Below are 13,785 nucleotides of genomic sequence, written 5' to 3'. Positions count from 1 at the left end.
TCACGCGGGCGGGATCTCGCCCGAGCCGCGCGGGATCAGCCGCGTCGGCAGCTCCACCCGCGCGGGGGCGTGAGCCGCGCCGTCGAGGCGGCGGAACAAATGTTCCGCCGCCGTGCGGCCCACCGTCGCGGCGTCCTGCGAGATCACCGTGATGCCGAGCAGGTCGGCCAGCTCGATGTCGTCGAAGCCCACCAGGGCGATCCGGCGCGGGCACTCGGCGAGTACGCGTACGACGGTGACGGTCACCCGGTTGTTCCCCGCGAAGAGCGCGGTCACCGGCTCCGGCCCGGTCAGCATCGCCTCGGCCGCGGCCCTGACCCGGGCGGGGTCGGTCGGACCGAGGGAGACCCAGGCGTCCTGGACCGCGATTCCGGCATCGGTCATGGCGGCGTGGTACCCACGCAGCCGCTCCGTGGCCGTGTGGATGCGCGGCTGGTCGCCGATGAAGCCGATCCTGTGGTGGCCGTGCGCGACGAGATGGGCGACGCCGGCACGTGCCCCGCCGAAGCTGTCCGAGAGGACCATGTCCGCGTCGACCCGGCCCGCCGGGCGGTCGACGAACACGGTGGCGATCCCCGCCTTCATCTCGGGCTCCAGATAGCGGTGGTCGTCCCCGGCCGGGATGACGATGAGGCCGTCCACCCGGCGGGCGCACAACGCCAGCACGAGCTCCTGCTCGCGCTCCGGGTCCTCGGCGCTCGAACCGTTGATGAGCAGGGCCCCGTGAGCGCGTGCCACCTCCTCCACGGCACGGCTCAACGGGCCGTAGAAGGGGTCCGCGAGATCCTCCAGGACCAGGCCGATGGACGCGGTGCGGCCCTTGCGCAGAACGCGTGCGCTGTCGTTGCGGCGGAAGCCGAGTGCCTCGATGGCCTCCTGGACGCGACGCTCGGTGTCGGGCGTCACTCCGGGCTCGCTGTTCACCACGCGTGAGACCGTCTTGAGGCCTACTCCGGCACGGGCGGCCACGTCCTTCATGGTCGGCCTGTTGCCGTAGCGGGACTCGGAAGGGCGGGCGGTCTCGGCCACGGTGCGCTGTCCTGTCGTCGGGAACGGGGCGTTCCGCCCCTCGCCGTCGGTGCCGGTGAGGGGCCGGGAGCTGTGGCGTCGAGCATAGGCCCTGGACAACGTTGTCAAGAGAATGGAGACTAGGAGGACCATCTGATTGAAGTCGCAGGTCCTGCCCCTCAGCCTTCCGGAGAGTCCACACCGATGCATACCGACCTCGTCGCCGCGCTCGACATCGGCGGTACCAAGATCGCCGGGGCGTTGGTGGACGGCGGCGGATCCCTCCTCGTACGGGCGCAGCGCCCGACGCCGGCCCGCGAGGGTGCCGAGGCCGTGATGGGTGCGGTGAACGACGTCCTGGCGGAGCTGGCCGCCTCGCCGCTGTGGCACCGCGCGCGTGCGGTCGGCATCGGCAGCGCGGGGCCCGTGGACGCCTCGGCCGGCACGGTGAGCCCGGTGAACGTCCCTGGCTGGCGCGGGTTTCCGCTGGTGGACCGGGTGGCCGCGGCGACCGGCGGACTGCCGGTCACGCTCGTCGGTGACGGGGTCGCGATGACCGCCGCCGAACACTGGCTGGGCGCCGCACGCGGCTATGACAACGCCCTGTGCATGGTCGTCTCCACAGGGGTCGGCGGAGGTCTCGTACTCGGTGGCAAGCTGCACCCGGGTCCCTCCGGCAACGCCGGTCACATCGGTCACATCAGTGTGGACCTGGACGGCGACCCGTGCCCCTGCGGTGCGCGCGGCTGTGTCGAACGCATCGCCAGCGGGCCCAACATCGCGCGCCGTGCTCTGGAGAACGGCTGGCGCCCCGGTGCGGACGGCGACACCACGGCCGCCGCCGTGGCCGCCGCCGCGCGTGCGGGGGACCCGGTCGCGGCCGCCTCCTTCGAGCGGGCCGCCCAGGCGCTCGCAGCCGGGATCGCCGCCACCGCGACCCTGGCCGACCTCGACATCGCGGTGATCGGCGGGGGAGTGGCCGGCGCCGGAGAGGTGCTCTTCGCACCCCTGCGCGCGTCCTTGCGCGACTACGCCACGCTCTCCTTCGTCCAGGGGCTCACCGTGACCTCCGCCGTGATGGGCGCCGACGCGGGCCTGGTCGGGGCGGCGGCCGCGGCCTCGACCGTCCGCCGCGGTGCCTCCAACGGCGTGCGGGCGGTCGCCGCCCCGTAGGGCGGCCCCGCACGGTCTTCACGGCGGCGTACCCGCCCGGTCCCCCTGCCCGACGAGCGCCCCGGCGGACACGCCGGCGCAACCGTATGACCCCCGCGGGTTTCCGGAGCGGGGTGTTGCGGGCAAGCCACAGGGGGCTACGGAAGAGGGGGAACCGTGATCGTCTGGATCAACGGTGCGTTCAGTGCGGGCAAGACCGGCGCCGCCTGCGAACTGGTCGATCTGATCCCGAACAGCACCTTGTACGACCCCGGGCTGACGGGCGCGGAGCTGCGCCGGCTGCTGCCCCAGAAGAGGCTCGCCGAGGTGACCGACTTCCAGGACCTGCCGATATGGCGGCGCCTCGTGGTCGACACCGCCGCGGCGCTTCTCGCCGAACTCCCCGGTGTGCTCATCGTCCCGATGACGCTGCTGAGACAGGACTACCGCGACGAGATCTTCGGCGGACTCGCCTCGCGGCGCATACCGGTGCGGCATGTACTGCTCTCACCTGAGGAAACGATCCTGCGGAGGCGGATCGCCGAGCGTGAGGAGTACCCCGGCGATCCCGAGCACAGTGAGCGGATCCGGCAGTGGGCGTACGAGCACATCGAGCCCTACCGGGCGGCGCTCGGGTGGATGTCGCAGGACGCCCACACGATCGACACCAGCGAGCTCACCCCGGGCGAGACGGCCGAGCGGATCGCCGAGGCGCTGCGCACGGGCGAGGCCAAGGAGTGCGGCATAGTGCAGACACCCGAACCACGGGCGGAGACCGTCGCGTCGGGGGTGCTGCTCTTCGACGAGCAGGACCGGGTGCTGCTCGTCGATCCCACCTACAAGCCCGGCTGGGAGTTCCCCGGCGGCGTGGTGGAACCCGGCGAGGCCCCGGCCCAGGCGGGTATACGGGAGGTCGCCGAGGAGATCGGGCTCCACCTGGACACGGTGCCGAAGCTCCTGGTGGTCGACTGGGAGGCACCCAAGCCGCCCGCGTACGGAGGCCTCCGCTTCCTGTTCGACGGCGGCCGTCTGCGCGGTGAGGAGGCGGCGACGCTGCTGCTGCCGGGGTCGGAGCTGCGCGGCTGGCGGTTCGTCACCGAGGAGGAGGCGGCGGGGATGCTCCCGCCGACGCGCTTCGAGCGGCTCCGCCGGGCACTGCGGGCCCGTGAGCGGTCCACCGTGCTCAACCTGGAGGCCGGGGTGCCCGTGGGCGGCCCGTAGCGCCGTCCGTCAGCTCACCGGACCGGACGGCCTCTCTCCGGGCCCCCGGTGCCGGCCCGTCAGGGACCGGCACCAGCGGCCCGGAGATGCCGGGATCGCAGAGGAACACGCCGGGGCCCGGACGCCCCGCCGCGCATGACCGCCCTCGGCGGGCCGCACGCCGCCCGGGAATCCGCTCCGGGCGACGCCGGCTCCGCACGTACTCCGGGAGCCCTGCCACGGGCTCTCAGCCCTTCTTGGACTCCGCGTAGTTCCGCAGGAACAGTGCCTCGGTCACTGAGAGGCGTTCGAGCTCCTCGGGGGAGACGCTCTCGTTCACGGCGTGGATCTGCGCCTCGGGCTCGCTCAGCCCGATGAGCAGGATCTCCGCCTGCGGGTACAGGGCCGCCAGGGTGTTGCACAGGGGGATGGAGCCGCCCATGCCGGAGGCCTGCATCTCCTCGCCCGGGTAGGCGAGCCGCATGGCCTCGGCCATCGACGTGTAGGCGGGGCTGGTGACGTCTGCGCGGAAGGGCTGCCCCTGGCCGACCTGTTCGACGGAGACCCGCGCTCCCCAGGGTGCGTGGGACTCCAGGTGGGCGGTCAGCAGCTTCGTGGCTTCCGCGGCGTCCTGGCCCGGCGGAACACGCAGGCTGATCTGGGCCCGGGCACTCGCCTGCAGCGACGGGGTGGCGCCGACGACCGGCGGGCAGTCGATGCCGATGACCGTGACCGCGGGGCGCGCCCAGATGCGGTCCGCGACCGTCCCCGTGCCGATCAGCCCGACACCGTCGAGCACCTTGGCGTCCGTGCGGAACTCGCCCTCCGGGTACTGCAGTCCGTCCCACTCCGCGTCGGTCGCGAGACCGTCGACCGTCGTCGTGCCGTCCTCCGCGCGCAGGGACGCCAGCAGCTGGATCATCGCGGCCAGGGCGTCCGGGGCGGCGCCGCCGAACTGCCCCGAGTGCAGGTTCCCCTCGAGGGTGTCCAGTTGCACCCGCAGCATGGTCATGCCCCGCAGCGTGGCGGTGACGGTGGGGAGTCCGACACGGAAGTTGCCGGTGTCGCCGATGACGATCGTGTCGGCGGCCAGCAGATCCGGGTGGGCCTCGGCGTAGCGTTCGAGGCCGCCCGTGCCCTGCTCCTCGGAGCCTTCCGCGATCACCTTGACGGAGACCGGGACGCCGCCGTTCGCCTTGAGGGCGCGCAGCGCGAGCAGGTGCATGATGAACCCGCCCTTGCAGTCCGCGGCACCCCGGCCGAACCAGCGCCCGTCGCGCTCGGTGAGCTCGAACGGCGGGGAGAGCCAGGCGGACTCGTCCAGCGGAGGCTGCACGTCGTAGTGCGCGTAGAGCAGCACCGTGGGAGCCCCGGCGGGGCCGGGGAGGAAGCCGTACACCGACTGGGTTCCGTCGGGGGTGTCGAGCAGGGCGACGTCCTGGAAGTCCTCGGCACGCAGCGCGTCGGCGACCCAGCCGGCCGCCGCCTCGCACTCGCTCCGGGGGAACTGCGCGGGGTCCGCCACCGACCGGAAGGCCACCAGCTCGGCGAGCTCCGTCTTCGCGCGGGGCATCAGCGAGGCGACGGTCTCGGAAATCGGACGGGCGGTCATGGGCACGCTCCTCGTGGGTGCGACGTTAGGACTGTGGCGCGCTGTTCACGCGGCCGGAGGCGACGCCGTGGTGACGGTGTCGTGTGTCCGGCGAATTCATGGCTGATCCTCCCACAGCGGAGTTCGGCCGTGGCGCGCCGTAGGATGCCGTGAGCAGTTGGGGCCACTGGTCGGATCGGGAGCAGAAGCACATCGTGAGCAGCGAGAACGCAGACGCCGGACGTGAGCCGGATGAGTCGTCGTCGGTACCGCAGGAGTCCTCGGTCTGGGACGTCGTCGTGGTCGGCGCGGGCCCGGCCGGAGCTTCCGCGGCGTACGCGGCGGCCGTCGCAGGCCGTCGGGTGCTGTTGCTGGAGAAGGCGGAGATCCCCCGCTACAAGACCTGCGGCGGCGGAATCATCGGGTTCTCACGGGATTCCCTGCCCCCCGGGTTCGAACTGCCTCTGAAGGACCGGATCCACGCGGTCACCTTCTCGCTCAACGGGAAGCTGGCGCGGACCCGCAAGTCCAAGCGGATGCTCTTCGGGCTGATCAACCGGCCGGAGTTCGACGCCGGTCTGGTCGAGGAGGCCCAGAAGGCGGGCGCCGAGCTGCGCACGGGCGTGACGGTGACGCGGGTCGAGCAGCACGGCACCGCCGTGCCGGACCGGCGCACGGTCGCCGTGGTGCTGTCCGGCGGTGAGACGGTGCTCGCACGCGCCGTCGTCGGCGCGGACGGGAGCGCGGGCCGGATAGGGGCTCACGTCGGTGTGAAGCTCGACCAGGTGGACCTCGGACTCGAGGCGGAGATCCCCGTCCCGGAGACGGTCGCCGAGGACTGGGCGGGCCGGGTGCTCATCGACTGGGGCCCGATGCCCGGGAGTTACGGATGGGTCTTCCCCAAGGGCGACACCCTGACCGTCGGAGTGATCTCGGCGCGTGGTGACGGGGCCGGGACCAAGCGGTACCTGGAGGACTTCGTGGGCCGGCTGGGCCTCGCCGGGTTCGAGCCGACGATCTCCTCCGGTCATCTGACCCGTTGCCGGAGCGAGGACTCGCCGCTCTCCCGCGGAAGGGTCGTGGTCTGCGGCGACGCCGCCGGGCTGCTGGAGCCCTGGACCAGGGAGGGCATCTCCTTCGCCCTGCGGTCCGGGCGGCTCGCGGGTGAGTGGGCGGTACGCATCGCGGAGTCGCACGACGCCGTCGACGCACGGCGGCAGGCACTCAACTACGCGTTCGCGATCAAGGCGGGGCTGGGCGTGGAGATGAGCGTCGGACGGCGCATGCTCAGGCTCTTCGAGCGGCGCCCCGGGCTCCTGCACGCGGTGCTGACGGGCTTCCGCCCCGCCTGGAACGCCTTCGCGGGCATCACCCGGGGCACGACGTCGCTCGCGGAACTGGTCCGCTCGCATCCGCTGGCCCAGCGCGCGCTGCACGCGATGGACCGTCAGGGGGCGGAGCGGGTCAGCCCTCGACCGTGATCCGGAAGACGGGGTGGTCGGGGCAGGCGGCCAGGAGTTCGGCGTCGGTCGACTTCACCGTGACACCCTGGAAGTACTGGTTGACCTCCCAGCCCCAGCGCTTCAGATAGGCACGCAGGATCCGCACCTTCTGTGCGTCGTCCGCGATCTCCGCGGCGGTGAAGGTGTGGACCTTCCGGCCCACCTTGAGCTCCCCGCCTCCGGCCACGCGCATGTTGCGGACCCACTGGGAGTGGCCGCGGGCGGACACCAGGTACCGTTCGCCGCCGTGGTGATGGGGGTTCACGGGGATGCGCTGCATCCGGCCGCTGGTGCGGCCCCGGACGGACATCTCCGCGGAGCCGAGGAGGCTGACGCCGTGGCGGGCGAGCCATCCGACGACCCCGTTCATCCGCTGCGCGAAGGTGCCTGCCTGGAGGTAGTACGGCTGCTGCGACATGGTGGCTCCCGCCGTTCGGAGAGCAGTGCTCTCGCTTGAGAGCAGTGTGCACGAGTGCGGTGCGCCAAAGCAAGAGCACTGCTCTCTTTCGTGTGCGGTGCTCTGGGTGCGTGGCAGACTGAGCACCATGAGCACCGTGCGAGGAGCCAGGGAACGTGCCCGCGTCGAAGTCACCGCGGCGATCAAGGACGAGGCGAGGAACCAGCTCGCGGCCGAAGGCGCCGCGAAGCTCTCCCTGCGCGCCGTGGCCCGGGAGCTCGGCATGGCCTCCTCCGCGCTCTACCGCTACTTCCCCAGCCGGGACGACCTGCTGACGGCTCTCATCGTCGACGCCTACGACGCCGTGGGCGAGGCCGCGGAAACGGCCTGGGCGGGTGCCCGTGACGCGGCGGCGACCCACCCCGCCCGCTGGGTGGCGGTCGCCTGCGCGGTACGGGACCGGGCACTCGCCCACCCCCACGAGTACGCGCTGATCTACGGCTCGCCCGTCCCCGGCTACACCGCTCCGCCGGACACCGTCGGTCCCGCCTCCCGTGTGGGGCAGGTCCTCATCGGTGTCGTACGCGCCGCCCACCTCGCCGAGGGTGTCGCCGTCCCTCCGCTGACCGACGGACTGCGCCCCGAGGCCGCACGTATGGCGGCCGACCTGGCCGCCGACCTTCCACCGGCTGTCGTGGTGGCCCTCGTCTCCGCGTGGGCGCAGCTGTCCGGGCTGATCTCCTTCGAACTCTTCGGCCAGTTCGACCGGGTCGTCGAGGACCGTGAGCAGTTCTTCCGGCACTCCGTTCACGAACTCGGGCGCTCGGTGGGCCTGCTCGACGGCCGGCCCGCAGGCGACGGCCGCACGAGCGGCTGACAGGGGGCGGCCGGGACCCTGCCCGCCGTCCTGCCGCGCCCCGGTCGAGCCGGGTGGCCGCACCAGGGCGCAACGCGTCCTACCGGCTCACGAGTCGAGGTTCGTGCGCCCCGGGCGGCTCGGCCGGACGGGCGGCGGACGTCGCTCCCCGGCCGTTCGGGGAAACCGCCACAGCACATGGACGACCCGGACGACGAACGCCGCTGCCCCGAGTGCGGCCCCGGTGCGCGACAGCACTCGTTCGGCGACATTCGGCAGGTCGATGAGCAGGGCGGGGAGGAAGATCCCGGCGAACGTCACCACCGCCACCACGGCTCCGCTGACGAGCGCGTAGCCGATCTCGACGGTCATCGCGTCCCGCTCCGCCTGAGTGCGTCGTGACATGTCCGGAGTGTCACAGGGGGACGGCTCCGCGGCAAGCACCCCTTCCCGCTCCCCGACCCGGATCCGTGTGCTCCACGCACTCGTGCGCGCGCATCCGTCACCTACGCGTGAGCCGGAGAGGGGCGGCCCGGTGCGCCGGGCGAGGTGCGGCGAGGCCCGCCGGGTGTCCGTGCCGGGCGCCGCTGCCCGACCGCTTCCCGGTCGCGTCCAGCGCCGGCTCGTCGGCCGCCTCGCGGCAGGTGCGGCTCTCGTCCACGACCATTCCCGTCGCCCAGCGGTGCACCATGCCGGTGTGCCGGATCAGGTCGCGTACCCGCCAGCCCGGGCAGTCGGCACCAGGGCCTCGGGCCCCGCCTCGCGGGCGGCGGAGGCGAGTGCGAGGCCTTCCGCGCCGAAGGCGTCCAGGTGCTCGGAGACCTCCACGCCTCGATTGTGCCGGAGCCGCTTCAGACGCCCTGCGGATGTGCCGAGCGGCCCCGGTGGGGGCCCCGCACCAGCCGGGAGAACCCGCCGAGCGCGCAGGCCTGTACGAGTACCGACACCACGAGCGCGAGATGGACGAACCAGGCGGGGCCTCCGGCGTCCGCACCGGCCATCGAGCTGCCGAGGAGGAAGGCGAACACGGTCGGCGCGGCGAGGAAGAACAGCCAGACGCCGGCGAACGAGGCGTCGTCGTGGGACACGAACAGCGTGTCCACCGCGACGAACACCGCGACCGCGAGGACGAGGCCGAGGTAGATCCGTGAGGCCGTGTTGCCGAAGGTCAGTCGTGCCGACGCGCGCAGGTGCCGCGCGATCGCATCCCGGTGGCTCATGTCCGCTCCCCGTCGATGGCTGGTGCTTCCATGGTGCTCCGGAGCGTCCGGCGGCGCCTGGGTACGCCTACTCAATCGCTCAGTTGTTCGTCGCGTTGCGGGCCGAGTAACCCAGTACGGCCGCAGTGGCGGCGAGCACGGTCACCGTGCTGAGGGCGACCGGGAGGGACGTCCAGTCGGCCAGGAAGCCGATCACCGGCGGCCCCAGGAGCATTCCGCCGTAGCCCAGGGTCGAGGCGGCGGCCACCCCGCTGGGCCCGGCCAGCGCGCCCGCCCGGCCGACCGCGACGGGAAATATGTTGGCCAGGCCCAGACCGGCCACCGCGAAGCCGAGCAGCGCGAGCCAGAGGACCGGAGCCAGGGCGCCGAGCAGCATCCCCGCCGCCGCCGTCGCCCCGCCCGTCACCAGCGTGCGGGTCTGACCGAAGCGTTCCAGGAGTGTGGTGCCGCTGAGCCTGCCGACGGCCATCGTCAGCGCGAACAGCGAGTATCCGGCGGCCGCGAGGCCGGGGGAGGCGTCCAGGTCCTGACCGAGGTGCAGTGCGCCCCACTCGGCCAGTGCCCCCTCGCCGTAGGCCGTGCACAGGGCGATCACACCGAACAGGACCACGATCCGGCGTGCCCGGGTGCTCATCCCCTTCGACGGCTCGGAGCCGTTCGCCGCACGCTGCTCCGACGGAGGCGCCGCGGGGCCACCGCGCAGGAGTACGGGGCCGGTCACCGCGGTGACGACGAGCCCGATGCCGGTCAGGGCGGCGAGGTGCGTCGCGGGCGGGAGGCCGCCCGCGACCAGACCGCCGAGACCCGCGCCCGCCATGCCGCCGAAGCTGAACGCGGCGTGGAAGCCCGGCATCACCGGGCGCCGCAGAGCAATCACCAGATCGACGGCCGCGCTGTTCATCGACACGTTCATACCGCCGTACGCGGCACCGAAGAGCAGGAGTACGAGACCGAGCGTGAGGGCCGAACCCGTCTGCGCGGGAAGGGCGATGCTCAGCGACAGCAGCACCCCGCAGACCACGGTGACCGTGTGGCTTCCGTAGCGCCGGCAGAGCCTCCCGGTGAGCATCATCGTGATCACCGCGCCCGCGGAGACGCCGAGCAGGGCGAGCCCGAGGGTGAAGGCCGTGGCCCCCGCCTGGTGCTTGATGGCCGGGATGCGGACCACCCAGCCGGCGAAGAGGAAGCCGTCGAGGGCGAAGAAGACGGTCAGGGCGGTACGGAGGCGGGCAGGCGGAAGCGGGGCGGCGTCCTCGCCCGGTTCCCCCGACGGGGTCGTCCGCAGTTTGTTTACGCGCGGCACAAAGTGAGCATAGGGTGGCTCCGACAGTGTGCGCAAGGCCGCCGTCCCGGTGACGAGCAGGTGAACGGTGCGGGGTGCACAAGCGTCGGCGACACCCTCGGATCGTGGGAGACTCGCCCCCATGAACGGCAAGTCGACCAGTACGCGGACGAAGTTGGAGAGGGGCCGCAGCGCGCTCGGGCCCGCCCTGGAGCTCGTGCACACGGGCCGCGCCCCCACCCGTGCCGTACTGACCTCCGAACTCGGTGTCACCCGCGCCACGGCGGGTGCGGTGGCCGCGGAGCTGGAGGCCCTCGGGCTCATCAAGGTCGACTCCAGTCCGGGCTCCGCGGCCGGTTCGCAGGGCCGGCCGTCCCACCGGCTGTCCGTCCGGGACAGCGGGCCCGTGGCTCTCGCCGCCCAGGTCCACTCCGACGGCTTCCGTGCCGCGCTGGTGGGGCTGGGGGGCCGGATCGTGGCCACCGCGCCCGGCTGCGTCGCCGTCATGGCCGATCCCGCCCAGGTCCTCGGCGAGGTCGTCGAGGCCGGGGCCCAACTCCTGCGCGAGAGCGGGCTCCGCTGTGTCGGCGCCGGTCTCGCGGTGCCCTCCGCCGTCGCCGAACCCGAGGGCACGGCGCTCAATCCGCTGCACATCGCCTGGCCTGCCGGCGCACCGGTCCGCGAGATCTTCTCCGCCTGTGTACGCGCGGCGGGCATCCCCGGCCCCGCGTTCACCGCCAACGACGTCAACCTCGCCGCCCTGGCCGAGCACCGCCACGGCGCGGGGCGCGGCGCACAGCACCTGCTCTGTGTCGCCACCGGCCACCGGGGGGTGGGCGGCGCACTCGTTCTGGACGGCCGCCTCCACAGCGGGAGTTCGGGGCTCGCCCTGGAGGTCGGGCACCTCACGGTGAACCCCGAGGGCCGCCCCTGCCACTGCGGCGGACGAGGCTGCCTCGACGTCGAGACCGACCCCCTCGCCTTCCTCACCGCGGCCCGCAGGGAGCCCGGCCCCGAGGAGTCCCTGCTCAAGCAGTCGGGCGACCTGCTGCGCTCGGAGTACGGGGACTCCGACGTGCGTGCCGCCGCGGAGGAACTGATCGACCGTCTCGGCCTCGGACTCGCCGGGCTGGTCAACATCCTCAACCCGGACCGCATCATCCTGGGCGGCCTGCACCGCGATCTGCTGCAGGCCGACCCCGAACGGCTGCGGGCCGTCGTCGCCGACCGCAGTCTGTGGGGCCGCAGCGGCAGCGTGCCCATCCTCTCGTGCACGCTGGACCACAACAGCCTGGTGGGCGCAGCCGAGATGGCCTGGCAGCCCGTGCTCGACGACCCGCTGGCCGCGCTGACCTGACCGGCGGGCCGGGGGAGGGGGCCGCCGGTCGGCGAGCGACCCCGTTCAGGGGGCGGCCAGGGCGAACGCCCGTGCCGGATTGGCGACGAGCACCGCCTCCAGCGCGTCGTCACCGAGGGACCGCACCAGACGCGGGCGCAGACGCCGCAACAGGTACGGCATCCCCGGCGTCTCCGGCACCGTGGTGTCGCCGCCGAGCAGCACCTGCCCGCCGAACCCGGCCTCCGTGAGCGAGGCCAGCTGCTCGGGCAGCCGCCAGTCCGTGGCGTGGTGGGCCCGGGAAGGCCCGTCGAACGCGAGGAAGGCACCCGCCCGCGCGACGTCGAGCTGCGCGACGGCGTCGGGGAACCGTCCCAGGTGGCCGAGGATCACCCGCCTCGGTTCCACCCCCAGCTCTCCGCACAGCAGATCCAGCACGTCCGTCGCGGCGGTTCCCAGCTCCAGATGGACGGCGATCGGAGCCCCCGTCCGGTGGTGGGCGCCGGCGGCCGCCACCATCGTGCGCCGCGCGTGGGCGTCGACGCCGTGGAACGCGCCGGCCACCTTGATCAGGCCCGCTCGCACCCCGGAGCCGCCGATCCCGTCCGTGATCTCCGAGACGAACAGATCCTCCAGCCCCGGCATGATCCGGCCGAGCAGTTCCGGCGCGTAGTGGGCCGCGCGGTGCAGCCCGGTCGCGGCGACGATCCGCGTCCCGCCCTGCCGGGACAGGGCGGCCAGGTCCTCCGGCCGCCTGCCCATCCCGTACGGGGTCCACTGGACGACCGTGCGGCCGCCCAGCTCGTGGAACTCACGCAGCCGGTCGCGCGCGTCGGCCGGGTCGTCCAGCTCCTGTCCGGGCAGCGCCGGGGTGCGGATGAAGAGGTGGTCGTGCGCGTCGCAGACCCCCAGCTCCCCGGCCGGGACGTCCCCCAGCACCGTACGGACCCGGGTCACCGCCGCTGCCCCTGCCCCAGCCGGCCGCGTTCCGGCGCGGACAGGTGCAGCACCTCGTAGCGGTCTCCCGGTACCGGCGACGGCTCCTGCTCCCAGAGGCTGAAGTGGAGCAGCTCCCAGTGGCGGGGATCGACGGCCAGCGCCGTGGCGACGGCCCCGGGGGTCCCCGCCAGCCGGTGGCTCTCCTCCAGCGCCGCCTCCATCGCGGCAGCCGGCCGCACGCCGTGCGCGATCCGCTCGCGCCGGCGGACCGCCGTGCGCGGTGGTGCCTGCGGGGAGGCCCCCTCCCGGTAGGAGAGCCCGGTCCAGTGCTGCACCTCGGGGCGGCCGAAGTCGTCGACGACGCCCTGGAATCCCGGGCCCCGGAGGAAGGAGGTCATGCCCTCGGGGGCCGACCACAGGTACAGCGGGGCGTACTGGTTGACCGGTGAGGTCCCACCGCGTTCCCGGACGAGGTACGCCTTCAGGCCGAGGCCGGGGAAGTCGTCGAGGAGGTGGCCCCTGGTCGCGACCCTCTCACGGATGATCTCCATGTCGTAGTCGGCGGGCAGGGTGATCTCGTACTGCATGGCGTGCATCGCGTCTCCTCGGGCTGTGTGCCTGCCGTTCTCAGGCCTTGACGGCCGGTGCGGCGGGGGCGAGCAGGGAGAGCAGTCCCCGGACCGCGGAGTCGAAGGCGGCCGTCGATCCGGACGCGCGGGCCAGGACGTAACCACCCTGGACCGTCGCCACGACGGCGGCCGCCACCTCCCCGGGCACCAGGCCGGGGGTGAGATCGCCCCGGTCCAGGCCCTCCTGGAGGATCTCGGCCAGCCTTCCCCGCAGCCAGCCGATCGTCTCGTCCACCGGGGCCCGCAGCGCGTCGCTGGCGATCACCTCGGGGTCCATCGTCAGCCGGCCCACCGGGCAGCCCTTCATGACGTCGCGCTCGCGCAGCAGATAGGCCTCGATCCGCTCGTACGCGGATCCGGGGCCGTCCAGCAGATGCCCGGCGGTCCCCCTCATCTCCGCGGCGGTACGGGTGACGGCGGCGAGCGCCAGATCGGGCTTGCCCGCGAAGTGGTGGTACATGCTGCCCTGGCCCGCGCCCGCCCGCTGTTGGATCGCCTTGGGGCTGGTACCCACGTAGCCGCGCTCCCACAGGAGTTCCTGGGTGGCCTCGATCAACCGCTCCGGAGTGCTCATGACAGCACTGTACATACCAGTAGGTACAGAAGTCCCGGATTTGACGTACCGAGCGGCACCTCCGGGCGGAGCGGCAGTCACGAAGGAGCGCCCGGACCG

Annotated in this window: 16 protein-coding genes; 5 read left to right on the top strand and 11 right to left on the bottom strand. The window is 73.1% G+C overall.

All coding sequences use genetic code 11. From position 1 onward, the window contains the following. Nucleotides 1–1,029, bottom strand: a complete 1,029-nt coding sequence (locus IA22_RS0110830) for a LacI family DNA-binding transcriptional regulator (protein ID WP_030123480.1) — start codon at nucleotides 1,027–1,029, stop codon at nucleotides 1–3. A gap of 183 nt (nucleotides 1,030–1,212) precedes the next feature. On the opposite strand from IA22_RS0110830, the gene IA22_RS0110825 reads away from it, so the two are divergent. Both IA22_RS0110825 and IA22_RS0110820 read left to right on the top strand, forming a co-directional pair. Continuing rightward, nucleotides 1,213–2,181, top strand: a complete 969-nt coding sequence (locus IA22_RS0110825) for an ROK family protein (protein ID WP_030123479.1) — start codon at nucleotides 1,213–1,215, stop codon at nucleotides 2,179–2,181. A gap of 156 nt (nucleotides 2,182–2,337) precedes the next feature. Continuing rightward, on the top strand, nucleotides 2,338–3,381 hold the full coding sequence (locus tag IA22_RS0110820; protein WP_014157755.1) for an NUDIX domain-containing protein: 1,044 nt from the start codon (nucleotides 2,338–2,340) through the stop codon (nucleotides 3,379–3,381). Between the two features lie 226 nt (nucleotides 3,382–3,607). Here IA22_RS0110820 and IA22_RS0110815 read toward each other — a convergent pair whose 3' ends face one another. After that, a complete protein-coding gene (locus IA22_RS0110815) occupies nucleotides 3,608–4,972 on the bottom strand; it encodes a dipeptidase (RefSeq protein ID WP_030123478.1) in 1,365 nt (454 codons plus the stop codon). A gap of 194 nt (nucleotides 4,973–5,166) precedes the next feature. Between IA22_RS0110815 and IA22_RS0110810 the strand changes: the two genes are divergently transcribed. Next, nucleotides 5,167–6,432, top strand: coding sequence for a geranylgeranyl reductase family protein (locus IA22_RS0110810; RefSeq protein ID WP_030123477.1), 1,266 nt, complete (start codon nucleotides 5,167–5,169; stop codon nucleotides 6,430–6,432). Here the strand turns inward: IA22_RS0110810 and IA22_RS0110805 are convergent. Then, complete coding sequence (locus IA22_RS0110805; protein WP_014157758.1) at nucleotides 6,416–6,871, bottom strand: nitroreductase/quinone reductase family protein; 456 nt, start codon at nucleotides 6,869–6,871, stop codon at nucleotides 6,416–6,418. The genes IA22_RS0110810 and IA22_RS0110805 overlap by 17 nt on opposite strands. A 127-nt stretch (nucleotides 6,872–6,998) precedes the next feature. Here IA22_RS0110805 and IA22_RS0110800 point away from each other — a divergent pair, with 127 nt between their 5' ends. Next, a complete protein-coding gene (locus IA22_RS0110800; protein ID WP_030123476.1) occupies nucleotides 6,999–7,727 on the top strand; it encodes a TetR/AcrR family transcriptional regulator in 729 nt (242 codons plus the stop codon). A gap of 87 nt (nucleotides 7,728–7,814) precedes the next feature. Here the strand turns inward: IA22_RS0110800 and IA22_RS0110795 are convergent, their stop codons facing one another. The 5 genes from IA22_RS0110795 to IA22_RS0110775 all read right to left on the bottom strand — a co-directional run bounded on the left by IA22_RS0110795 (nucleotide 7,815) and on the right by IA22_RS0110775 (nucleotide 10,229). Beyond that, a complete protein-coding gene (locus IA22_RS0110795) occupies nucleotides 7,815–8,111 on the bottom strand; it encodes a DUF6332 family protein (RefSeq protein WP_030123475.1) in 297 nt (98 codons plus the stop codon). A 97-nt stretch (nucleotides 8,112–8,208) separates the two neighbouring features. After that, nucleotides 8,209–8,397 (bottom strand): hypothetical protein, encoded by a 189-nt coding sequence (locus IA22_RS38225; protein ID WP_030123474.1) that lies wholly within the window; start codon nucleotides 8,395–8,397, stop codon nucleotides 8,209–8,211. A 14-nt stretch (nucleotides 8,398–8,411) separates the two neighbouring features. Further along, a complete protein-coding gene (locus IA22_RS38220) occupies nucleotides 8,412–8,534 on the bottom strand; it encodes a hypothetical protein (RefSeq protein ID WP_318259834.1) in 123 nt (40 codons plus the stop codon). 23 nt (nucleotides 8,535–8,557) lie between these two features. Next, a complete protein-coding gene (locus IA22_RS0110780) occupies nucleotides 8,558–8,926 on the bottom strand; it encodes an SCO4225 family membrane protein (RefSeq protein WP_030123473.1) in 369 nt (122 codons plus the stop codon). A 79-nt stretch (nucleotides 8,927–9,005) separates the two neighbouring features. Then, the gene (locus IA22_RS0110775) at nucleotides 9,006–10,229 is read right to left on the bottom strand and encodes an MFS transporter (RefSeq protein ID WP_030123472.1); all 1,224 of its coding nucleotides are present in this window, start codon (nucleotides 10,227–10,229) and stop codon (nucleotides 9,006–9,008) included. 121 nt (nucleotides 10,230–10,350) lie between these two features. Between IA22_RS0110775 and IA22_RS0110770 the strand changes: the two genes are divergently transcribed. After that, the gene (locus IA22_RS0110770) at nucleotides 10,351–11,565 is read left to right on the top strand and encodes an ROK family protein (RefSeq protein ID WP_015576064.1); all 1,215 of its coding nucleotides are present in this window, start codon (nucleotides 10,351–10,353) and stop codon (nucleotides 11,563–11,565) included. Nucleotides 11,566–11,610: 45 nt separating this feature from the next. On the opposite strand, the gene IA22_RS0110765 is transcribed toward IA22_RS0110770, so the two are convergent. From IA22_RS0110765 to IA22_RS0110755, 3 genes are read right to left on the bottom strand one after another with little or no spacing between them, the layout of a single operon-like run. After that, nucleotides 11,611–12,501, bottom strand: coding sequence for a phosphotriesterase family protein (locus IA22_RS0110765; RefSeq protein WP_030123471.1), 891 nt, complete (start codon nucleotides 12,499–12,501; stop codon nucleotides 11,611–11,613). Beyond that, on the bottom strand, nucleotides 12,498–13,079 hold the full coding sequence (locus tag IA22_RS0110760) for a DUF4865 family protein (RefSeq protein WP_030123470.1): 582 nt from the start codon (nucleotides 13,077–13,079) through the stop codon (nucleotides 12,498–12,500). The genes IA22_RS0110765 and IA22_RS0110760 overlap by 4 nt, the downstream gene beginning before the upstream one ends. A 31-nt stretch (nucleotides 13,080–13,110) precedes the next feature. Then, complete coding sequence (locus IA22_RS0110755) at nucleotides 13,111–13,701, bottom strand: TetR/AcrR family transcriptional regulator (RefSeq protein ID WP_030123468.1); 591 nt, start codon at nucleotides 13,699–13,701, stop codon at nucleotides 13,111–13,113. Nucleotides 13,702–13,785: the final 84 nt, after the last annotated feature.

Source organism: Kitasatospora papulosa (genome assembly GCF_000717245.1).
Taxonomy (GTDB): domain Bacteria; phylum Actinomycetota; class Actinomycetes; order Streptomycetales; family Streptomycetaceae; genus Streptomyces; species Streptomyces papulosus.
The sequence above is the reverse complement of the archived record's forward strand: the minus strand, read 5'-3'. Positions and strand labels throughout refer to the sequence as shown.

Bases quoted from the DNA above. Each gene is read 5' to 3' on its own strand.
- IA22_RS0110825 (WP_030123479.1), top strand. From the start codon at position 1,213: ATGCATACCGACCTCGTCGCCGCGCTCGACATCGGCGGTACCAAGATC.
- IA22_RS0110815 (WP_030123478.1), bottom strand. From the start codon at position 4,972: ATGACCGCCCGTCCGATTTCCGAGACCGTCGCCTCGCTGATGCCCCGC.
- IA22_RS0110805 (WP_014157758.1), bottom strand. From the start codon at position 6,871: ATGTCGCAGCAGCCGTACTACCTCCAGGCAGGCACCTTCGCGCAGCGG.
- IA22_RS0110800 (WP_030123476.1), top strand. From the start codon at position 6,999: ATGAGCACCGTGCGAGGAGCCAGGGAACGTGCCCGCGTCGAAGTCACC.
- IA22_RS0110795 (WP_030123475.1), bottom strand. From the start codon at position 8,111: ATGTCACGACGCACTCAGGCGGAGCGGGACGCGATGACCGTCGAGATC.
- IA22_RS38225 (WP_030123474.1), bottom strand. From the start codon at position 8,397: ATGGTGCACCGCTGGGCGACGGGAATGGTCGTGGACGAGAGCCGCACC.
- IA22_RS0110780 (WP_030123473.1), bottom strand. From the start codon at position 8,926: ATGAGCCACCGGGATGCGATCGCGCGGCACCTGCGCGCGTCGGCACGA.
- IA22_RS0110770 (WP_015576064.1), top strand. From the start codon at position 10,351: ATGAACGGCAAGTCGACCAGTACGCGGACGAAGTTGGAGAGGGGCCGC.
- IA22_RS0110760 (WP_030123470.1), bottom strand. From the start codon at position 13,079: ATGCACGCCATGCAGTACGAGATCACCCTGCCCGCCGACTACGACATG.
- IA22_RS0110755 (WP_030123468.1), bottom strand. From the start codon at position 13,701: ATGTACAGTGCTGTCATGAGCACTCCGGAGCGGTTGATCGAGGCCACC.